17 protein-coding genes are annotated in these 19880 nt (G+C 64.4%); 11 read left to right on the top strand and 6 right to left on the bottom strand.

What is annotated here, in order from left to right; translation table 11 throughout:
- Positions 1-252: 252 nt before the first annotated feature.
- The 4 genes from HDC32_RS06370 to HDC32_RS06355 form a co-directional block, all read right to left on the bottom strand.
- On the bottom strand, positions 253-1716 hold the full coding sequence (locus tag HDC32_RS06370) for an aldehyde dehydrogenase family protein (RefSeq protein ID WP_184743026.1): 1464 nt from the start codon (positions 1714-1716) through the stop codon (positions 253-255).
- 143 nt (positions 1717-1859) lie between these two features.
- Positions 1860-3032, bottom strand: coding sequence for an FAD-binding oxidoreductase (locus tag HDC32_RS06365; protein ID WP_184743023.1), 1173 nt, complete (start codon positions 3030-3032; stop codon positions 1860-1862).
- A complete protein-coding gene (locus tag HDC32_RS06360; RefSeq protein ID WP_184743020.1) occupies positions 3029-3436 on the bottom strand; it encodes a RidA family protein in 408 nt (135 codons plus the stop codon). Before HDC32_RS06360 ends, HDC32_RS06365 begins: the two co-directional genes overlap by 4 nt.
- Positions 3426-4562: a DSD1 family PLP-dependent enzyme gene (locus HDC32_RS06355; protein WP_184743017.1), complete on the bottom strand. Its 1137-nt coding sequence runs from the start codon at positions 4560-4562 to the stop codon at positions 3426-3428. The genes HDC32_RS06360 and HDC32_RS06355 overlap by 11 nt, the downstream gene beginning before the upstream one ends.
- 95 nt (positions 4563-4657) lie before the next feature.
- Here HDC32_RS06355 and HDC32_RS06350 point away from each other — a divergent pair, with 95 nt between their 5' ends.
- Positions 4658-5542: a LysR family transcriptional regulator gene (locus HDC32_RS06350; RefSeq protein WP_167656334.1), complete on the top strand. Its 885-nt coding sequence runs from the start codon at positions 4658-4660 to the stop codon at positions 5540-5542.
- A gap of 1 nt (position 5543) precedes the next feature.
- Here HDC32_RS06350 and HDC32_RS06345 read toward each other — a convergent pair whose 3' ends face one another.
- On the bottom strand, positions 5544-6257 hold the full coding sequence (locus HDC32_RS06345) for a cupin domain-containing protein (RefSeq protein WP_184743015.1): 714 nt from the start codon (positions 6255-6257) through the stop codon (positions 5544-5546).
- A gap of 22 nt (positions 6258-6279) precedes the next feature.
- Complete coding sequence (locus HDC32_RS06340) at positions 6280-7131, bottom strand: GNAT family N-acetyltransferase (protein WP_184743012.1); 852 nt, start codon at positions 7129-7131, stop codon at positions 6280-6282.
- 1375 nt (positions 7132-8506) lie between these two features.
- Here HDC32_RS06340 and HDC32_RS06335 point away from each other — a divergent pair.
- The 10 genes from HDC32_RS06335 (at position 8507) to argE (ending at position 19862) form a co-directional block, all read left to right on the top strand.
- Positions 8507-9175 carry a haloacid dehalogenase type II gene (locus HDC32_RS06335; RefSeq protein WP_065924408.1) on the top strand — a complete coding sequence of 223 codons (669 nt, stop codon included), beginning with the start codon at positions 8507-8509 and terminating at the stop codon, positions 9173-9175.
- Positions 9176-9198: 23 nt separating this feature from the next.
- A complete protein-coding gene (locus tag HDC32_RS06330) occupies positions 9199-10473 on the top strand; it encodes an FAD-binding oxidoreductase (RefSeq protein ID WP_184743009.1) in 1275 nt (424 codons plus the stop codon).
- A gap of 95 nt (positions 10474-10568) precedes the next feature.
- Positions 10569-12206, top strand: a complete 1638-nt coding sequence (locus tag HDC32_RS06325; RefSeq protein WP_131698236.1) for an ABC transporter substrate-binding protein — start codon at positions 10569-10571, stop codon at positions 12204-12206.
- Positions 12207-12219: 13 nt separating this feature from the next.
- Positions 12220-13176, top strand: coding sequence for an ABC transporter permease (locus tag HDC32_RS06320; protein WP_090406235.1), 957 nt, complete (start codon positions 12220-12222; stop codon positions 13174-13176).
- Positions 13173-14048 carry an ABC transporter permease gene (locus HDC32_RS06315; protein WP_131698235.1) on the top strand — a complete coding sequence of 292 codons (876 nt, stop codon included), beginning with the start codon at positions 13173-13175 and terminating at the stop codon, positions 14046-14048. The genes HDC32_RS06320 and HDC32_RS06315 overlap by 4 nt, the downstream gene beginning before the upstream one ends.
- Before the next feature lies 1 nt (position 14049).
- The gene (locus HDC32_RS06310) at positions 14050-15891 is read left to right on the top strand and encodes an ABC transporter ATP-binding protein (RefSeq protein WP_184743006.1); all 1842 of its coding nucleotides are present in this window, start codon (positions 14050-14052) and stop codon (positions 15889-15891) included.
- Positions 15888-16196, top strand: a complete 309-nt coding sequence (locus HDC32_RS06305) for a (2Fe-2S)-binding protein (RefSeq protein WP_184743003.1) — start codon at positions 15888-15890, stop codon at positions 16194-16196. The genes HDC32_RS06310 and HDC32_RS06305 overlap by 4 nt, the downstream gene beginning before the upstream one ends.
- Positions 16178-17557 carry an NAD(P)/FAD-dependent oxidoreductase gene (locus HDC32_RS06300; RefSeq protein WP_167657071.1) on the top strand — a complete coding sequence of 460 codons (1380 nt, stop codon included), beginning with the start codon at positions 16178-16180 and terminating at the stop codon, positions 17555-17557. Before HDC32_RS06305 ends, HDC32_RS06300 begins: the two co-directional genes overlap by 19 nt.
- A complete protein-coding gene (locus HDC32_RS06295) occupies positions 17554-18708 on the top strand; it encodes an FAD-binding oxidoreductase (protein ID WP_167657070.1) in 1155 nt (384 codons plus the stop codon). Before HDC32_RS06300 ends, HDC32_RS06295 begins: the two co-directional genes overlap by 4 nt.
- Positions 18705-19862, top strand: a complete 1158-nt coding sequence (argE, locus tag HDC32_RS06290) for an acetylornithine deacetylase (RefSeq protein ID WP_167657069.1) — start codon at positions 18705-18707, stop codon at positions 19860-19862. The genes HDC32_RS06295 and argE overlap by 4 nt, the downstream gene beginning before the upstream one ends.
- Positions 19863-19880: the final 18 nt, after the last annotated feature.

Here is a 19880-nt window from a genome sequence, read left to right as displayed (position 1 = left end):
CAGCCGACCAGGATGTTGGATCAGATCGAGTACATATCCGTTGCTTCGGTAACGGCGGCTAAACCGGCATCCCTGCCGGTTTACCCCCCAAAATCACTATCGAATTCCGGCCAGCGTGGTTTAACGGGGGGCCCCTGATGAAGACGAATGCGGTGTATCAGGCACTCCTCTGTGCCTGGTTTTGGGGCTGCTACGCAGCCCCGCGCGGGCGGTGTGACGATTCGACAAGCCCGCTCGCCACAGGCCCATCACTTATTCACCAAACCCAATAATCGCCTTGGTTTCCAGATACTCCTCGAACCCCTGCACACCATACTCCCGGCCATTCCCTGAGCGTTTGTAGCCCCCAAACGGCGCCATCGGATTCCACGCCGGATGGTTCAGGTGCACCTGGCCCGCCCGTATACGCGAGGCCACCGCCCGCGCAAGATCAAGGTCCTGCCCCTGAACGTGGGCGCCCAGTCCGTAGACCGTATCGTTGGCGATGGCGACGGCTTCATCCACCGTCTCATAGGCAATGATGCACAGCACCGGCCCAAATATTTCCTCCTGGGCAATGCGCATGGCGTTGTTCACTTCGGAGAAAACCGTCGGTCGCGTATAGAAACCCTTGTCAAAACCCGCCGCCCGTCCCGGCCCACCGCACAGCAGTTTGGCGCCCTCGTCGAGGCCGGCCTGGATCATGGCCTGGACGCGATGGAACTGGGCTTCGTTGGCAATCGGGCCCAACTGCGTTTCTTCCGACTGCGGGTCGCCGACGATCAGTGCATTCGCGGTGGCCGCTGCCAGGGCTTCGACTTCGGCCAGGCGGCTTCTTGGCACGATCATACGGGTCGGCGCGCTGCACGACTGGCCGACGTTGCGAAACGCCGACATCACGCCCAGCGGCACAGCCTTGGCGAAGTCCGCGTCGGGCAGCAGCACATTCGGCGACTTGCCCCCCAGTTCCTGGGTGACCCGCTTGACCGTCGGCGCGGCTGCCTGGGCAACCAACGCGCCTGCGCGGTTGGAACCGGTGATGGAAATCATGTCGATATCCGCATGGGCCGCCATGGCCGCGCCGACTTCGGCACCGCTGCCGTTCACCAGATTGAACACCCCAGGCGGCAGGCCGGCGTCATGCACCAGTTGGGCAAACAGCAGGGCGCTCAATGGCGACAGTTCGCTCGGTTTCAACACCACGGTGCAGCCGGCAGCGATGGCCGGGGCGACTTTCGCGGTGATTTGATACAGCGGCCAGTTCCACGGCGTGATCAGTCCGCACACGCCGATGGGCTCGCGCTCGATTGCGGTACCGCCTTCCACGGTCTGGAAGCGATAGCTGGACAGCAGGTCACGCGCGACCCGAACGTGTTCGGCTGCCAGCGGTACCTGCATCGCGCGAGCGAAGCCGATGGCCGCGCCCATTTCCAGGGACAGCGCCTGCGCCAGTTGCTCCTTGCGTTCAAGGATCAGTTCGTGGATTTTCCCCAGCACCTGCGCTCGCGCTTCAGCCGGGGTCGCAGACCAACCGGCAAACGCCCCGCGTGCTGCCGCGACGGCCCGGTCGACATCCTCGGCAGTCCCGCGCGCCACCTGGGCAACCACGGCTTCAGTGGCCGGGTTGACCACCGGCAGCGTTGCAGGGATCGCCGGGGACGTCCAATGACCGTTGATGTAAAACTGGTGAGCCGTTTGCGGATCAACGCTGTAGCTATTTGAAGAGTGGGTGGTCATCCAACTGGCTCCCTGGAGCGGTAATAGGCGCTGCGAACGGCACGGCCCGGTGTCTGGATACGCTAGCAAAAGCCTCCCGCGCAAAGATGCCGTTATTCAGCGCTGCAAGGGATAATCTGCTGAATCTGGCGGGCAGGCGTGGCTCATATCAGTTTTCCTGTGGTGGGGGCATTTGCCGGCACCGTCGAAGGTTGGGTAAACCGTCGGATATCGAACGGGCTGATCAAGGTGCTGGTGCTGCCGGTGCTGATCAGTTCGGCCATCACATCCCCCACGCCAGGGCCGAGCTGGAAGCCGTGGCCGCAGAAACCGAAGGCATAAAACAGTCCGTCCACGCTGCCGCTGGGTCCCATCACCGGCAGGGAGTCGGGTGTGTAGCTTTCGATGCCGCTCCACACGCGGATGATGTTCAGTTTCTCGGCGCCCGGTAATAGCCGTTTCATCTGGCGCATCTGGTTGAGCAGGCTCTCGGGCTTGAAAAACGCGCGTCGGTTGAGCATGTCCGGCGTGCAGCGGGCGCCGCCACCGATGATGATGTTGCCGCGCGGGATCTGGCGGAAGTAGATCACCTCTTCCTTGATCTTGGTGAACACGCCGATCACGGTGGGCAGGGCGTAGGGCACCGGTTCCGTGACCGACATCTGTGGGCCGTTGGGCTCCAGTGGTACCGGTTCGCCGAAGCGCTCGGACAAGCGCGCGGCCCAGGCGCCGGCGGTAATCAACAGCTGCTCTGCGACAAACAACTGCCCGTCGGTGGTGGTGACATGGAACAGGCCATTGACCTTTTCCACATCGGCCACTTCGGTCTTTTCCTCGATTCGTGCACCGAGGCGCCGAGCTGCGCGAGCGAATGCCGGTGCGGCCAGGCGAGGGTTGGCGTGGCCGTCGTGGGGCGCGTAGGAGCCGCCTTTCACCTCCGGGCCGAGGAAACCAAAACGCTGGTGCAACTCGGCTCCGCGATAGATTTTCAGGTCCAGTTGCGCAGCTTCCGGCGCGGCGGCGTAGGCCTCCAGTTCAGCGATTTCATCTTCGCGATAGCACACGCGCATGTGGCCGCTGGGGATAAATTCCAGGTCGTCGTCGATCAACTCCGGCAGGCGTTTCCACAGCGCCCACGAACGATTGGCCAGCTCCAGTTGCCCCAGGTAGCGGCCCTGGCGGCGCACATTGCCGAAGTTCACACCGCTGGCGTACTGACCGATCTGGTCGCGTTCCAGCAGCGTGACCGAACAGCCGCGGCGGCGCAGGAAAAACGCCGACGATGCGCCCATGATGCCGCCGCCGATGATCAGCACGTCGCTTTTTTGCGAGGTCATGTGGGCTGCTCCTGTGCGGTACGGGCCACGGCGTCGATTTCGATCAGGTAGCCATGGTGCAACACCGGCACGGGCACCACCGCGCGGGCCGGTTTATGTTCACCGAGGTAGCGCGCGTAAATCTGATCAAAGGCGGGCCAGTGTTCTATGCCGACGACGTACACCGTCACTTTGAGCAGGTCACGGGGGCTCAGGCCCGCTTCACCCAGGATCGCCACCAGGTTATCCAGGGCAATCGACGCTTGCACTGCGAACGGTTGCCCGGCGCTGTGCTCGCCATTGGCGCGTACCGGCAGTTGCCCCGACACATACAGCACGCCGCCGTGCGCCACCGCCTGGGAATAGTGCCCGCCCGGCGGTGCCGTGTGGGGGCTATGAATCGAGTGGATGCGATTACCAGCCATGCAGGCGACTCCAGGTGTGCACGCTGCCATCGGCATCCACTGCGTGATAATCCGGGAACTGCGCGCCGGTGGCACAGGCATGGTTGGGCAGGATGCGCAGCCGACTGCCGATGGGGAAGCGCGTGACAAGCGCGTCACTGTGGGCAGCGCCCAGGCTGACGATGCCATGTTCCTGGTTGGCAGCGGTGACCAGCGCGCCGTCGATCCAGTCGCCCGCTTCGCTGCACACTTGGCCATAACCGAAGTCCTGACGCTGGCGCTGGGTGCCACGGTCACGACTCATGGCCATCCAACCGGCGTCGATGATGATCCAGCCTTTGTCCGGCTGATGACCGATCACGGTGGTCAGTACGCTCAGCGCCAACTCATCGGCCTGGCACACGCCGATGTTGCGCATGACCAGGTCGAAGAACACATACACACCTGCGCGTACTTCGGTGACGCCGTCCAGGTTCAGCGCCGAGAGGGCCGTGGGGGTGGAGCCGATACTGACCTCGGGGCACGCCAGCCCGGCTGCGCGGAGGGTGTCTGCGGCACTGACGCAGAGCGCACGCTCCTGTTCGGCCAGCGCTTGCAGGGGTTCAAGGCTGTCCAGCTCGTAGCTCGAGCCGGCGTGGGTCATCACGCCACACAGGTGCAGGCCGCCCTCGTTGAGGAGGCGTGCGACGTCGATCAGTACAGGGTCCTGTGCGGCCAGGCCGGAGCGATGGCCGTCGCAATCGATTTCGATCCACACGTCGAAGCGTTCGTCATGCTGCTTTGCGAAAGCGACCATGGCCTCGGCGCCTTGGACGCTGTCGGTGAGCAGGCTCAGGTTGCAGCCTTTGCGCCGCAGGGCCAGGGCCTGGGGCAGTTTGCCCGGGGCGATGGCCACGGCGTAGAACACATCGCGGATACCGGCAGCGAAACAATGCTCGGCTTCCTTGAGGGTGGAAACCGTCACGCCGCTGGCCCCTGCGGCGATCTGGGCGTGGATCACCGGCAGGCACTTGCTGGTTTTGATATGCGGGCGCAAACGCACGCCCAGGCTGCTCATGCGTTGTTGCATACGCTGGATATTGCGCTGCATCTGTGGGATGTCGACGAGCGCGGCGGGCGTGTCGAGGGAAGCAATCGGCGTGGACATGGCGGAGCTCGCGTGGCTGGGTACAGGCTGCACTCTACTCAGCCGTTGTTAACGTGTGGTTCAATCAGCGTTCATCAATCATTAAGTAAAATTGAATGATTTCCATCGAAGACCTGCGACTGGCCGTCACCCTGGCCCGCTCCGAATCGCTGAGCGCCGCCGCCCGAACACTGAATGTCTCGCCGCCGGCGCTGTCCATGCGCCTGCGCAAGTTGGAGACGCTGCTGGGGCTGACCCTGGCCAATCGCGACGCCCGGCGCCTTAGCCTGACGGCGGATGGCGAGCGGTTCTCGCGGGAAAGCGCGCTGTTGCTGGAACAGTTGGAAGCGCTGCCGGAGTCGTTCCGGCAACAGGACGAAACCCTGGTGGGCACCTTGAGGTTGGCGGCGCCGTTTGGCTATGGTCGCCAGCGCATCGCACCGTTGTTGGCGCGGTTTGCCAAACTGCACCCGCAGCTGCGCCTGCACCTGGATTTACGCGAGACGCCCTGGCCCGATCGCCATGACAGCGATGCGGTGATTCACATCGGCCAGCTCAATGACAGCCTGTGGACCGCGCGGCCACTGACGCCAAACGAGCGCTGGTTGTGCGCCAGCCCGGCCTATCTGCACGCGCACGGCGTGCCGACTTCGCCGGACGAGCTGGCGTCTCATCGCTGCATTTGCATTCGCGAAAATGATGAAGACGTCACCCTGTGGCACCTGCGCAAAGGCCAGGGCCGCAAGACGCTGCGCGTGGAGCCTGCGTTGTTGAGCAACGATGGCAGCGTTGCCCGACGTTGGGCCGAGCAAGGCTTGGGGTTGGTGCTGCGTTCGCAGTGGGACGTGAGTGACGCCGTAGCCAGCGGCAGCCTGGTGCGCGTGCTGGCGGACTGGAGCTTCGACAGCGCGCCGATCCTCCTGCTGGTGCCGTCGCGCAAACTGCGCAGCCCGCGTGTACAGGCGTTGGTGACGTTTCTGGAAGAGGCGTTGAAGGCCTGAGTTATTTCACCGCGTAGACCTTGCGCACGTACGCCGTGCTGGTCCAGGCGCATGGCGCGCCCTTGGCCACGAACACCGTGTCCCCGGTTTTTACCGTGACCTCGCCACCCTCGTTGTCCTGCAGGGTGACGCTGCCTTCGAGCAGGTGCATCAACTCATGCAGTTTGTGCGGGCGGCCGTGGCGGGCGTAGGGCGTCGAGTCCCAGATGCCGACGCGCAGCTCGGTCACGGCATCGTCGACCAGGTTGAATGCGCGGCACTGCGGGGTGGGGCCGATCAGTATCTGGGGTTCCGGCGCGGCGGAGGGGTTGAGCAGGGTGTGCGGGGCGAGCAGGGTCAGGCCGGGGCAGAGGGGGGCATCGGCCTGGTCGACCGCGCAGAACGCCCATTCGCTGCCTGCGCTCGCCTGTACCGTGAGGCGTGTGCCACGGCCGATCACGGCGCTGCTGCCGACGCCCAGTTCCAGTGTCTGTTCTGCGCTGCTGAGCACTACATGGCCTGCATGCACCACCAGGGTTTCGCTGTGGGGGAAATCTTTGATCACCGCTTCGCCGCTGAACGGTACAATCCCTGCGGACACGCCATCGTCGCCCATCCAGGCGACTTGGCGGCTGTCGCCGAACGGGTCCAGTGCGCTCAGAGCGGCCGTGTTGAAGGACGTGGCAACGCGGCTGCCGTCGGCACGCGCCAACAGCAGGATACGGGGAGATGACATGGGGAGTGCTCCGGGAGGAAAGTCAGCCGATCGCCTGGGTGATCAGGGCAAAGGGGTGGACGCCTTGGCTGGCCTGGGGCGGAGTGCCCAAGGCCATCTGCGCGACGGTGTCGATGTTCTTCAGGCCGGCCTGTTCGAGCCAGTCGCTGAGGCCGCAGGCGACGGGAATATCGATGCGCACAAAGGTGTCCGGCACCTGGGCCAGCAAGGTGGCGATCAGGTGCTTGGCCTGCTCGATATTTTCCGCCACCACCGGGCCGATGCAGCGTCCACGGCCGAACGGCCGCAGCAGGGCGAAGCCGCGTAACTGGCCATCGCGCTCGATACCCACGGCGTGCTCCACCTGCAGGTCACGCAGTACCTCACGACGGTCCAGGCCGCTGGCGGCCTTGGCCAGCGCGAGCAGGCTGGCGTGGTCATCGGCGTTAAGCGCCCGGCAGGTTTCGCCAGCGGCCAGCGCCGGCAGGGCAGGCACCAACGCCTGGCCCTGATGTTGCTGCACCCGCCCGAATTCGACGAACCCTTGGCTGGCGTACAGCGGCGCGCCGGCGAGGGTGGCATTGAGGACCGGCGTGCGCGTGCCGCAAGCGGCGAGGGCCTTTTCCATCAAGCGCCGGCCTATGCCCTGGCCCTGGTAGTCATTGCTGACGATCACCAGGCCGATGGTGGCGTAGTCGCCCTGGGGGCAGGTGAAGGCGCTGCCGATCAGCCGCTCGCCATCCATGACCACGAAGCCGTCGCTGACCCGTTGCAGCATTGCCCAGTCTTCCAGGCGGTGGGGCCATTTGAGTTGCACCGACAAGGCGTGGGCGGCCGGCAGGTCGGCCACGGTCATGGGGCGGTAGGTGTAAGCGGGGTGTGGCAGGGCGGACATGGCAAGCCTCCGTAGAGCGTTGTTTTTTGTGGCGTCAGGGTGCTTGTATCCCACCTGGGTCAGGGGCTGGCAAGGGGGGCGGGAATATTCGGTAGATTCCTCGTAGTGTGTGGGGCGAGACCACAGTTACTACTTAATTGGGGTTGGGGGGCAGCAGCAAATGCCATGAGGTTGGCGTTGGAGCCAACTGGAGTAGGGCGGGTGTACTCGGTAAAAAATGTGGGAGGGGGCTTGCTCCCGATGAGGCCGTGTCAGTGGATACATCTGTAGCTGACCCACTGCCATCGGGGCATAAGTATCTACACATTTTTTTCAGCGGTCTGTGGCGAGGGCACTTGCTTCCGTGGCGGCCTTCGGGCCGACCGCTTTTTTTGGGGGGTGAGTACATATCCGTTCCTGTGGTAACGGCCACTTATGGTTCCGCCCTTACGGCGGCCCACTTTTGGAAAGGCCCAACACTCGGCACCTCGCCTAGGCTCGGTGTGCCCTCACTCCGGCTTTGGAGCGTGGGCCGCCGCGATGGGCCATCCATGGCCCAGCGCGGCTAACCCGGCGTCCTGCCGGGTTACCCACGCTCCAAAGCCTGCGTTCGGCCAGCGTGTTTGACGGGGCGATCTGAGATCAAAAGCCAAAGCGAGGCGGCCTTAAAGCCGACCTGATCTTTGAAGCGTACGCGGTGTGGCTTCTACTTCCTTAACCGCTGACGAAGTCAGCAATCTTTTGATCTGCTCTGGCTCTGGCTCTGGCTCTGGCTCTGGCTTTTGATCTCAGGCGCCCCGTTAACCACGCTGGCCGAACGCAGGGTTGAATCCGTGGGTAACCCGGCAGGACGCCGGGTTAGCCGTCCTGGGCCAAGGATGGCCCATGACGGCGGCCCACGGATTCAAGCCTTCGTTCGGGCATACCGAGCCTAGGCGAGGTACCGAGTGGTGGGGCAAGAGCCCTTTGGTTACTTTGGGGCTTTTCCAAAGTGACCCGCCGTAAGGGCGGAACCCATAGCGGCCGTGACCGCAGCAACGGATATGTACGCGCTCAAAGCCAACGACATGGTCGGCCCGAAGGCCGCCACGGAACCAAGCTCCCTCCCACACTTCAACCCGCCACACTTTCTGCCGCCCCCACCCCCGTGCTTAAGCCTCTCCACCCCTAAAAGCCCCCTAAAAGCGCACAAACACTGGCCCTGCCCAAGCCTGGCGCGCACCGCAAAGTCTGCTGAGCCCGGCCACCAAAACGGTGGTTTGTATTGAGCGCAGGTCGTTTTAGACGGCATATGCTGATTTCACAGTGGTGTAATGAACCTGTGCTGCAACGAGGCCGACGCGCCGCCAGGGCAGCGAACGCTTGTCACACTCAACGAACTCCAGGACCGCACTCAATGAGCTTTCTTCGTCCCAAATTCATCACGTTCGACTGCTACGGTACGCTGACCAACTTCCATATGGGCACCATGACCCGCGAGCTGTTCGCCGATCGCATCAAGCCTGAACAAATGGACCAGTTCGTCAAAGACTTCTCGGCTTATCGCCTCGACCAGGTCATGGGCGACTGGCGCCCCTACGATGAAATCCTCAAGACCGCCCTGGCCCGTACCTGCAAACGCTGGGGTATCGACTATCGCGAGGAAGGCCAGTTGTATTACGACGCCGTGCCGACCTGGGGGCCTCATGCCGACGTGCCGGCCGGGCTGTCGAAAATTGCCGACAAGATTCCCCTGGTGATCTTCTCCAATGCCAGCGACAGTCAGATCATGTCCAACGTCGACAAGCTCGGCGCGCCGTTCCATAAGGTGTTCACCGCCGAGCAGGCCCAGGCCTACAAGCCGCGCCTGGCCGCGTTTGAATTCATGCTCGACAACCTCGGCTGTGGCCCGGAAGACATCTTGCATGTGTCTTCCAGCTTCCGTTACGACCTGATGCCGGCCCATGACATGAAGATCAAAAACAAAGCCTTCGTTGCCCGTGGCCACGAAGTGCCGGGCAACGCGTTCTACGGTTACCAGCAGATCACCGATATCGGTGGGCTGCCGGCGCTGGTCGGTCTGTAAGCGCACACCTCTGAGGGTAAGACATGGGCAGTGAATCCTATTGGCTCGACACCGCACCGGCGTTTACCGGTGCCCAGCTGGGCGGCTTGCCCAAGCAGGTCGATGTGGCTGTGGTCGGCGGTGGGTTCACCGGCCTGGCGGCAGCGCGGGCGTTGGCGCTCAAGGGCGCCAGTGTGGTGGTGCTCGACGCCGGGCGGGTGATCGGCGAGGCCTCCGGTCGCAACGGTGGGCAGTGCAACACCGGTGTGGCCCAGGATTACGCCGGGTTGCACGCCAGCCTCGGTGCCGCCAAGGCGCGTGCCTATTACCAGGCCTATGAAAGTGCCGTGCAGACGGTGGTGTCACTGGTCGAGCAGGAAAGGATCACCTGCGACCTGGTGCGCAACGGCAAGCTCAAGCTGGCGGCCAAGCCGATGCACTACGAAGGCCTGGCCCGCACCTGCGAGCTGATCCGCCAGGAGGTGGATGCCGATGTCGAGTTGCTCAGCGCCGAGCAGACCCACGCGGAAGTCAATTCGACGCAGTTTCATGGCGGCCTGCTGCAACGCAACGGCGTGCAGATGCATGTCGGCCGCTTCGGCGTCGGCTTGGCCGAAGCGGCGGCGCGGCGTGGTGCGATGATCTACGAGCACACCCAGGTCAAGGATTGGAAGGCCCAGGCCGGCGGCTACCAGGTCAACACCGCCAAGGGTTCATTGCACGCCGGGCAAGTCCTGCTGGCAACCGGTGCCTGCCAGCATGGCGACCTGGGTTGGTACCGCCGCAGGATTGTGCCGGTGGGCAGTTTTGTCATCGCCACCGAAGTCTTGCCCCAGACGCTGATCGACCAGTTGCTGCCGCAACATCGCGCCTACGTGACCAGCCGCATGATCGGCAACTACTTTCGCCTGACCCCGGACAACCGCCTGCTGTTTGGCGGGCGTGCTCGGTTTGCCATGTCCGACAGCGTCTCCGACGCCAAGAGCGGCAAGGTACTGCAAGCGGCGATGCTGAACATGTTCCCGCAGTTGGCGCACGTGAAGATCGACTACTGCTGGGGCGGCCTGGTGGACATGACGTCCGACCGCCTGCCCCGCGCCGGCCAGCATGGCGGCGTGTTCCACTCCATGGGCTACAGCGGCCATGGCGTGCAGATGTCGGTGCACATGGGCCAGGTGATGGCCGAGGTCATGGCCGGTAATACCGCGGCCAACCCCTGGCGCGAACTGGAATGGCCGGCGATCCCCGGGCATTTCGGCAAGCCGTGGTTCTTGCCGTTCGTAGGGGCTTACTACCGCTTCCAGGACTATTTGCACTGAGTTGCCGTTGTTGCGTCACCGTCGTTTGTGTTTCCAGGACGCTCCGGACATCCGTGAGCACTCGATTCTTCCGATTATCGACAGGTAGCCTTGCTATGACTGACAACAAAAATACCCCCGAACTCATCTCCGGCCAGGACAGCCTGCGGGTGTTCGAAAGTCTCAACCGTGGCATGTCGCGCCGCAACGCCCTTCAAATGCTGGGCGTGGCCGGTGTTGCCGCCGCCGGTGCCGGCAGCCTGTTCGGCGCCGCCGGCAAGCTGTTCGCCGACGAGGCCGCCGTGGCCGGCAAAGGCAAGCCAGGCGGCAAGATCCGCGTGGCCGGCATGTCCAGCTCCACCGCCGATACCCTCGACCCGGCCAAGGGCGCGCTGTCCACCGACTATGTGCGCCACTACATGTTCTACAACGGCCTGACCCGCTTCGATAAGCACCTGGTGCCGCAACTGGAACTGGCCGAGCGCATCGACAACACCGACGCCACCGTCTGGACCATTACCCTGCGCAAGGACGTGACCTTCCACAACGGCAAGGCCCTGACCGCCGCCGACGTGGTGTTCTCTCTGAACCGCCACAAAGACCCGCTGACCGGTTCCAAGGTCATGCCGTTGATGGAGCAGTTCGCCGAGATCAAGGCCAGCGGGCCGAACGAAGTGCAGATCCGCCTCAGCGCGGCCAACGCCGAGTTGCCGTCGATCCTCGCGGTGTCGCACCTGTTGATCGTCCCCGAGGGCACCAGCGACTTCAGTAAAGGCATCGGCACCGGGCCGTTCACCGTGGGCGAGTTCAAGCCAGGCGTGCGTTCGATTGCGGTGCGCAACAAAAACTACTGGAAACCGGGCCTGCCGTACCTCGACGAGATCGAGTTCATCGCGATTGCCGACGAGCCGTCCCGGGTCAATGCGCTGCTGTCGGGCGATGTGCACATGATCAACGAGGTCAACCCGCGCTCCACCACGCGCATCAAGGCCAGCGCCAAGCACCGCGTCGTCGACGCGCCGTCGGGCAACTACACTGACTTGATCATTCGCCAAGACCAACTGCCCGGCAAAAGCCCGGAATTCACCCAGGCCATGAAACTGCTGCTCGACCGTGAACAGGTCAAGTCCGCGGTATTCCGTGGCTTTGCGGTGGTGGGCAACGATCACCCGATTGCGCCGGGTTCGCGCTACTTCAACACCGACTTGCCGCAGACGGTCTACGACCCGGAAAAAGCCAAGTTCCTGCTGAAGAAAGCCGGCATGGAAAGCATCACCATGCCCGTGATGGCCTCGCCGGCCGCCACCGGTTCGGTGGACATCGCCGTGCTGTTGCAGCAATCGGCCAAACAGGCCGGGCTCAAGCTCGACGTGAACCGCCTGCCGAGCGACGGCTACTGGTCCAACCACTGGATGAAGCACCCGCTGAGCTTCGGCAACATCAACCCACGGCCGAATGCCGACGTAATGTTCTCGCAGTTCTTCCAGTCCAAGGCGCCGTGGAACGAGTCCGGCTGGCAGAACGAGCAGTTCGACCAGTTGCTGATGCTGGCCCGTGGCGAAACCGACGACGCCAAGCGCGCCAAGATGTATGGCGACATGCAGACCCTGGTGCACGACCACTGCGGCATCGGCGTGCCGGTGTTCATCAGCAATATCGACGGCGTTGACCAACGCATCAAAGGCTACGACAGCAACCCACTGGGCGGTTTCATGGGCTACATGTTTGCCGAGCAGGTGTGGTTGGACGCTTGAGGAGGGTCGTGGGATGAATAGCAATACACTGTGGTTGATCGGCCGGCGCTTCGGTGCCGGGGCCTTGACCTTGTTGATCGTGTCCATGGTCGTGTTCGCGATCACGGCGGTACTGCCGGGGGACGCGGCGCAACAATCCCTGGGCCAGTTCGCGACCCCTGAACAGGTGGCGGCCCTGCGCCTGAAACTGGGGTTGGACCAGCCCGGTGTGTTGCGTTACCTGCACTGGTTGATGAGCCTGCTCACTGGCGACATGGGCGTGTCGGTCTCCAACGCCATGCCGGTCGGTGAGCTGATGGCGGGCCGGGTGCCCAACACCCTGATGCTGGCCGGCGCCACGGCGCTGGTCTCGGTGCCGGTGGCGCTGGTACTCGGTATCGGCTCGGCGATGGGCCGGGGCGGGCGCATCGACAGCTGCCTGAGCTTCGTCACCCTGGCGATGGTCGCGGTGCCGGAATTTCTGGTGGCGACCCTGGCGGTGCTGATTTTCGCGGTCAACCTCGGTTGGTTGTCGGCCCTCTCGTATGCCAGCGACATCAGTTCACCGCTGCAATTTCTGCGCACCTATGCCTTGCCGGTGATGACGCTGTGCTGCGTGATCGTGGCGCAAATGGCGCGCATGACCCGCGCCGCCGTGATCGACCAGCTCGACAGCCCCTACGTGGAAATGGCCCGGCTCAAGGGCGTCAGCCCGATTCGCATCGTGCTGCGCCATGCCTTGCCCAATGCGATCGGGCCGATTGCCAACGCCATCGCCCTGAGCCTGTCGTACCTGTTGGGCGGGGTGGTGATCGTCGAAACCATCTTCAACTACCCCGGCATTGCCAGCTTGATGGTCGATGCCGTGACCAACCGCGACATGGCGCTGGTGCAGGCGTGCACCATGTTGTTTTGCGCGGCCTACCTGGGCCTGGTGCTGCTCGCCGACCTGTGCGCGATCCTGTCCAATCCGAGGCTGAGAAACCAATGAACAACCTCATTGCGAAATCCAAGCCTGTTTCTTCCGCCCTGGCACTCGCCAAGGTGTCCAGCGGCCCGTCGTGGCTGGGGCTGCTGGGCGGCGTAGTGTGCGTCGCCTGGCTGCTGGTGGCGCTGCTCGGCCCGTGGCTGGCGCCTCACCCGGTGGGGGAGGTGGTGTCCGATAACATCTTCGAAGGCTTCAGCCTCGCGCATCCATTCGGCACCGATTACCTGGGCCGCGACATGCTCAGCCGGGTGCTGGTGGGCGCGCGGTTCACCGTCGGGCTGGCGCTGGTGGCGGCGTTACTGGCCAGCATCTTCGGCACCGGGTGTGCGCTGTTGTCGGTGGTCTCGCCCAAGTGGCTGGACGAGATCATCAGCCGCATCATGGACGCCTTTATTTCGATCCCGAGCAAAATGCTTGCGCTGATCATGGTCTCGGCCTTTGGCTCATCGGTGACGTTGCTGATCTGTACGGCCGTGATCAGCTATATCCCCGGCTCCTTCCGCGTCGCCCGCAGCATGGCGGTCAATATCGAAGCCCTGGAGTACGTGCAGGTCGCGCGTACCCGTGGCGAGCGCCGGTTGTACGTGGCGTGCATGGAGATCCTGCCGAACATGCTCAACCCGGTCCTGACCGACCTGGGCCTGCGTTTCGGCTACATCGTGCTGTTGCTCAGCGGCATGAGTTTTCTTGGCCTGGGCGTGCAACCGCCGGATGCCGACCTCGGCTCGCTGGTGCGGGAAAACATCGGCGGCCTTAACCAGGGCGCGCTGGCCATCATCATTCCGGCGCTGGCCATCGGCACGCTGACCATCGGCGTGAATCTGCTGATCGACTATCTGTCGTCGCGACGTAGTCGACGCACGGGAGGCCATTGAAATGACTGAATTGATTCGCGTCGAAGACCTGCGCGTGGTCGCCTGTGGCGAGCGCGGCGAGGTGGAAATCGTCAAGGGCGTGAGCTTTGCCCTGAAAAAAGGTGAAGTGCTGGCGTTGATCGGTGAGTCCGGCTCGGGCAAGACCACCATCGCCCTGGCCTTGCTGGGGTATGCACGGCGTGGCTGTCGTTTGTCCGGCGGGGTGGTGCAGGTCGGCGAGCACGACATGCTTACCCTGAGCGAACACCAACTGCAAGGCCTGCGCGGCAACCGCGTGTCCTATATCGCGCAAAGCGCCGCTGCAGCGTTCAACCCGGCCAAAAGACTCATTGACCAGGTGATAGAGGGCGCGTTGATCCATGGCCTGGGCACTCGGGCCGAGCTGCACGCCAAGGCCATCGGACTGTTCCGCGACCTGGCGTTGCCGGGCCCGGAGCGCATCGGCCAGCGCTACCCGCACCAGGTCTCCGGCGGGCAACTGCAACGGGTGATGGCGGCGATGGCGCTGATCAGCGACCCGCTGCTGGTGGTGCTCGACGAGCCGACCACCGCACTGGATGTGACCACCCAGATCGACGTGCTGCGCGCCTTCAAACGCGTGGTGCGCGAGCGCGGGGCCACGGCGGTTTACGTGTCCCACGACCTGGCGGTGGTGGCGCAAATGGCCGACCAGATCGTGGTGCTCAACGGTGGCCAGATCCTCGAACAAAGCGCCACCGCACCGCTGCTCAACGCCCCGACCCACGCCTACACCCGCAGCCTGCTGGCCGCCGCACGGCCCGATACCACCATTCGCCCGCCCTGCGGCGTCGCCGGGGAGGTACCGCTGCTGACCATCACCGGCCTCACCGCTGGCTACGGCAACAAGAACCTGCACGGCATGCCGTCGATTCGGGTGCTTGAAGACATCGACCTCACCGTGCGCCGTGGCCAGGCCATCGGCGTGATCGGCGAGTCGGGCTCGGGTAAGTCCACCCTGGCCCGGGTGGTGGCGGGGTTGTTGACCCCGGCCCTCGGTGGCCTGGCCTTCGACGGGCAACCCTTGGGCGGCAGCCTCGCCGAGCGCACCCCGGAGCAATTCCGCCGGATCCAGATGGTGTTCCAGAACGCCGACACCGCGCTCAACCCCATGCACAGCGTGGCGGCCATCATCGGTCGGCCGTTGAAAATGTATTTCGGCCTCAAAGGCGCGGCGCTGCAAACCCGCATCGGCGAACTGCTCGACCTGGTGCGCCTGCCCCGCGACCTCGCCGAACGGCGCCCGAATGAGTTGTCTGGCGGGCAAAAGCAGCGGGTCAACCTGGCCCGCGCGCTGGCGGCCAAACCCGACCTGATCCTCTGCGACGAAGTGACCTCGGCCCTCGACACCGTGGTGGGCGCGGCGATCCTCGAACTGCTGCGCGACCTGCGCCAGCAACTGGGGGTGTCGTACCTGTTTATCAGCCACGACATCTCCACCGTGCGTGCGCTGTGCGATGACATTGTGGTGATGTACAGCGGCCGCAAGGTCCAGGCCGGCAGCCGCGAGTCGTTTGCCGAGCCGCCGTTCCACCCCTACACCGACCTGTTGATTCACTCGGTGCCCGAGTTGCGCCAGGGCTGGCTGGAAAGCTGCGGCACCACGTCCGAGGCGCTGCCAGCGATTGGCGAGCGGGCCAACGTGCCGGAACTGTGCACCTTCCTCAATCGCTGCCCGGTGCGCGTCGACGGCCTGTGCAACCGCACCGCGCCGAGCCGCCGCAGCCTGGACAACGGTGGTGAAATCCTTTGCCACCACGACAGCGCCCACTTGCTGAATACCCAGCAGGGCGTCACCACCATGACCTTGGGAGCCTATGCATGAACGGGCGTTTTGTGAGGTTGGCCGAACAGGGCCGGCCGACGGTCAGCCTGACCGTGGATGGCGCCGCCGTCGAAGCCCTGCAGGGCGACACCTTGATGGTCGCGCTGCTGACCCAGGGCAATGCACTGCGCCAATCGGAATTCGACAGCGGCCGCCGTGCCGGTTTCTGCCTGATGGGCGCATGCCAGGATTGCTGGGTGTGGACCCGCAGCGGCGAACGCCTGCGCGCCTGCTCCAATGAAGTCCGTGAAGGGCTGGACATCGTTACCACACAACCGGAGGCGACATGGCCACTGCACGGGTAGTTATTGTGGGCGCCGGACCGGCCGGGGTGCGCTGCGCCGAAACCCTGCTGGCGGCCGGAATCAAACCGATCCTGATCGATGAGAACCGCCGCGACGGGGGCCAGATCTACCGGCGTCAGCCAGAAGGCTTCACTCGCAACTACGCGACCCTGTACGGCAGCGAAGCCGGCAAGGCCCAGGCCCTGCACCAGAGTTTCGACCGCCTGCGCGACGCCATCGACTACCGCCCCGACACCCTGGTGTGGAACCTCACGCCGGGGCAGCTGTGCTGCGTGAGCCAGGGCCGCCACACCACGGTGGATTACGACGCACTGATCCTCTGCACCGGCGCCACCGACCGCCTGATGCCCATCGAGGGCTGGCAACTGGCGGGCACCTACAGCCTGGGCGGTGCGCAGATCGCCTTGAAAAACCAGGCCGTGTCCATCGGCCATCGCGTGGTGTTCATGGGCAGCGGGCCGTTGCTGTACCTGGTCGCCAGCCAATACGTGAAGGCCGGCGCCGAAGTGGCGGCGGTGCTCGACACCTCAGCCTTGAGCCTGCGTCTGAAAGCCTTGCCCAAACTGCTGGCGCGGCCTGGCGTGCTGTTCACGGGGATCAAGCTATTGGCGCAACTGTACCGCGCCAAGGTGGCGGTGCACCTGGGGGTCAAGCCGCTGCAAGTGATGGGCGACGCGGCCAATGGCGTGAGCGGTGTGCGTTTCACCACCGGCAACGGGCAGACTGTCACGGTGCAGGCCGATGCCGTTGCGCTGGGTTACCACCTGCGCCCGGAAACCCAGCTGGGTGACCTGGCCGGTTGTCGCATGGCGTTCGATGCCGCATCGAGCCAATGGTGGCTGGCCACGGATGACGCCGGACGCACCTCGGTGAAGGGCGTGTACGCGGCCGGTGACGGAGCGAAAATTCGCGGCGCCGATGCCGCCGAGCACGCCGGGCGCCTGGTGGCGCTGGCGCTGCTGGAAGACCTGCAACACCCGGTCGACGCCGGCCTGCGGGATGCACAACAGCAGGCCCTGGCGGTGATGGATCAATTCCGCCTGGGCCTGGCCCAGGCGTTCCCCTGGCCGAGCGAACAGGCCAAGGCGTTGCCGGACAGCGCCATCGTGTGCCGCTGCGAGATGATCAGCGCTGGCGAGCTGCGCCGCACGGTGAAAGAGAAGGGCGCCTGCGAAGTCAATCGCGCCAAGGCGTTCAGCCGCGTGGGCATGGGCCGTTGCCAGGGGCGTTACTGCTCCCAGGCCGGGGCCGAAGTGATCGCCGCCGCTGCCGGCGTGCCGGTGCAGGAGGTCGGGCGCCAACGCGGCCAGGCGCCGGTCAAACCGTTATCGATGTTGATCACCGAGGAGGTCTCGTCATGAGCGTGCAAAAAGCCGATGTGGTGATTGTCGGCGGGGGTGTGATGGGCTCGGCGACCGCGTTTTTTCTGCGTAGTCGTGGGCAGTCGGTGATCCTGCTGGAGCGCGACCAGATCGGTCAGTACGCCAGTGGTGTGAACTTCGGCAATGTGCGCCGGCAAGGGCGCTTCCTCGGCCAGTTGGCCCTGGCCAACCGCTCGTGGGAGCTATGGAAGCGCCTGCCGGAACTGATCGACGACGACCTGGAATTCATCCCCAGCGGGCATATGCGTGTGTGTTACCGCGAAGATGAAATCGCCGAGCTTGAGGCCTACGCGGCCGCACCGGAAGCGGAACAACTGGACCTGAAGATTTATCGTGGCGCCGAACTGCATCAACGCTTCGGCTTCCTTGGCCCGGACGTCAAGGGCGGCTCCTACGCGCCCCACGATGGCCATGCCAACCCGCGCCTGGCCGCGCCGGCGTTTGCCCGTGCCGCTCGGCGCCTGGGCGCGCAGATCGAAGAACGCACCGAAGTGGCCGAGGTGCAGAAAGTCGGCGACGACTTCCAGGTCACTACCACCGACGGCCGCCAGTTCCACGCCGCGCAACTGTTGATCACCGCCGGCGCCTGGGGCCAGAAGCTCTCGGCGCAGTTCGGCGAACCGGTACCGCTGGACACCCACGGCCCGCAAATGGCCGTGACCGAGCCGGTGCCTTATGCCTTGCCCACCGTGATCGGCGTGTACACCAAGGTGCCCGAAGAGGTGATCTACTTCCGCCAGATTCCCCGTGGCAATATCGTCATCGGCGGCGGCTACCGCAGCAAGCCGGATATGCTCAACCGCCGCGCCTACGTGGAACCGCGCAGCATCCTCAACCAGGTCAGCCAGATGCGCCGCCTGCTGCCGGGCGTCGGCAACCTGAACATCATCCGCGTGTGGAGCGGCATCGAAGGCTACCTGCCGGACTCGTTGCCGGTGATGGGCCCCAGCGGTACCGTCGACGGGCTGTTCTATGCCTTCGGGTTTTGCGGCCACGGTTTCCAGCTTGGCCCGGGCGTCGGCGATGTGATGGCCGAACTGCTTGCCACTGGCAGCACCAGTACCCCGATCGAGCCATTCTCCATCACCCGGTTCGCCCTACCTGCCGAGCAACGGAGCCAGGCCTCATGAAACCCCGCGTATTGGAGATTCTGAAACAACTGATGGCCTTCGACACCGTGTCATCGGAGTCGAACATGGCCTTGATTGAATATGTGCGCGACCTGCTGCTGACCAAGGGCATCGAGTCGCTGATCGTCAAGGACCCAAGCGGCAAGAAAGCCAACCTGTTCGCCAGCACCGGGCCCAAGGAACAGCCGGGCGTGCTGCTGTCCGGACACACCGACGTGGTGCCGGCGGCGGGGCAGGCCTGGACCTTTCCCGCCTTCGCCGCCACCGTGCAGGACGGGCGCATTTATGGGCGTGGCAGCTGCGACATGAAGGGCTTTATCGCCCTGGCCATCGACGCCATGCTGGACGCCGCCGACCACAGCTTGAACCGCCCGCTGCAACTGGCCCTGTCCCATGACGAAGAGATCGGCTGCGTCGGCGTGCGGCGTTTGCTCGACGTGCTGCACCTGGCGCCGGTGCGGCCGTTTCTGTGTGTGATCGGTGAGCCGACCAACATGCAGTTTGTACTCGGCCATAAGGGCAAGGGGTCCTACCGCACGTACTGCCGAGGCCTGGAGGCGCATTCATCGCTCGCGCCGCGCTCGGTCAACGCCATCCACGTGGCCTGTGACTTTATCGCCGCCCTGCGTGACAGCCAGCAACAGTTGCAGCGCCATGGTGCCCAGGACAACGACTATGACGTGCCCTACAGCACCGTGCATGTCGGCCAGATTATCGGCGGCAAGGCGCTGAATATCGTGCCCAACCTGTGCACCCTGGATTTTGAAGTGCGCAACCTGCCGGCGGACGACCTGGACGCGTTCCTGGAGCAGATGCGCGAGCGCGCCGAGGTGATCGTGCGGGAGGCGCAGAAGCTGTCCAGCGTGGCGGCCATCGAGATCGAAACGATCAACGTCTATCCCGGCCTCGACACCCATCCCAGCGTCGAGGCGGTGCGCTTTCTCAAGCAATTCGCCGCGCCGGGCACCGGCACGTCCAAGGTCTCGTTCGGCACCGAAGGCGGCCTGTTCAAGCAGCGCCTGGACGTGCCAGTAGTGGTGTGCGGGCCGGGTTCCATCGAGCAGGCGCACAAGCCCGACGAGTTTATCGAGATCAGCCAGATGGACGCCGGCGAGCGCTTTTTGCAAGGCTTGCTCGGTTCGCTGACGGCCTAGCAGAGCCTGCCGTCCTGA

It is taken from the genome of Pseudomonas sp. JAI120, from assembly GCF_014207255.1.
Classification (GTDB): Bacteria; Pseudomonadota; Gammaproteobacteria; order Pseudomonadales; family Pseudomonadaceae; genus Aquipseudomonas.
Note: the sequence above shows the minus strand (reverse complement) of the source record. Positions and strands in the feature narration are given on the sequence as shown.

What these genes read in the sequence shown, in the direction of transcription:
- HDC32_RS06370 (WP_184743026.1), bottom strand. Translation starts at nt 1,716, where the DNA reads ATGACCACCCACTCTTCAAATAGCTACAGCGTTGATCCGCAAACGGCT.
- HDC32_RS06365 (WP_184743023.1), bottom strand. Translation starts at nt 3,032, where the DNA reads ATGACCTCGCAAAAAAGCGACGTGCTGATCATCGGCGGCGGCATCATG.
- HDC32_RS06360 (WP_184743020.1), bottom strand. Translation starts at nt 3,436, where the DNA reads ATGGCTGGTAATCGCATCCACTCGATTCATAGCCCCCACACGGCACCG.
- HDC32_RS06355 (WP_184743017.1), bottom strand. Translation starts at nt 4,562, where the DNA reads ATGTCCACGCCGATTGCTTCCCTCGACACGCCCGCCGCGCTCGTCGAC.
- HDC32_RS06350 (WP_167656334.1), top strand. Translation starts at nt 4,658, where the DNA reads ATGATTTCCATCGAAGACCTGCGACTGGCCGTCACCCTGGCCCGCTCC.
- HDC32_RS06345 (WP_184743015.1), bottom strand. Translation starts at nt 6,257, where the DNA reads ATGTCATCTCCCCGTATCCTGCTGTTGGCGCGTGCCGACGGCAGCCGC.
- HDC32_RS06340 (WP_184743012.1), bottom strand. Translation starts at nt 7,131, where the DNA reads ATGTCCGCCCTGCCACACCCCGCTTACACCTACCGCCCCATGACCGTG.
- HDC32_RS06335 (WP_065924408.1), top strand. Translation starts at nt 8,507, where the DNA reads ATGAGCTTTCTTCGTCCCAAATTCATCACGTTCGACTGCTACGGTACG.
- HDC32_RS06330 (WP_184743009.1), top strand. Translation starts at nt 9,199, where the DNA reads ATGGGCAGTGAATCCTATTGGCTCGACACCGCACCGGCGTTTACCGGT.
- HDC32_RS06325 (WP_131698236.1), top strand. Translation starts at nt 10,569, where the DNA reads ATGACTGACAACAAAAATACCCCCGAACTCATCTCCGGCCAGGACAGC.
- HDC32_RS06320 (WP_090406235.1), top strand. Translation starts at nt 12,220, where the DNA reads ATGAATAGCAATACACTGTGGTTGATCGGCCGGCGCTTCGGTGCCGGG.
- HDC32_RS06315 (WP_131698235.1), top strand. Translation starts at nt 13,173, where the DNA reads ATGAACAACCTCATTGCGAAATCCAAGCCTGTTTCTTCCGCCCTGGCA.
- HDC32_RS06310 (WP_184743006.1), top strand. Translation starts at nt 14,050, where the DNA reads ATGACTGAATTGATTCGCGTCGAAGACCTGCGCGTGGTCGCCTGTGGC.
- HDC32_RS06305 (WP_184743003.1), top strand. Translation starts at nt 15,888, where the DNA reads ATGAACGGGCGTTTTGTGAGGTTGGCCGAACAGGGCCGGCCGACGGTC.
- HDC32_RS06300 (WP_167657071.1), top strand. Translation starts at nt 16,178, where the DNA reads ATGGCCACTGCACGGGTAGTTATTGTGGGCGCCGGACCGGCCGGGGTG.
- HDC32_RS06295 (WP_167657070.1), top strand. Translation starts at nt 17,554, where the DNA reads ATGAGCGTGCAAAAAGCCGATGTGGTGATTGTCGGCGGGGGTGTGATG.
- argE (WP_167657069.1), top strand. Translation starts at nt 18,705, where the DNA reads ATGAAACCCCGCGTATTGGAGATTCTGAAACAACTGATGGCCTTCGAC.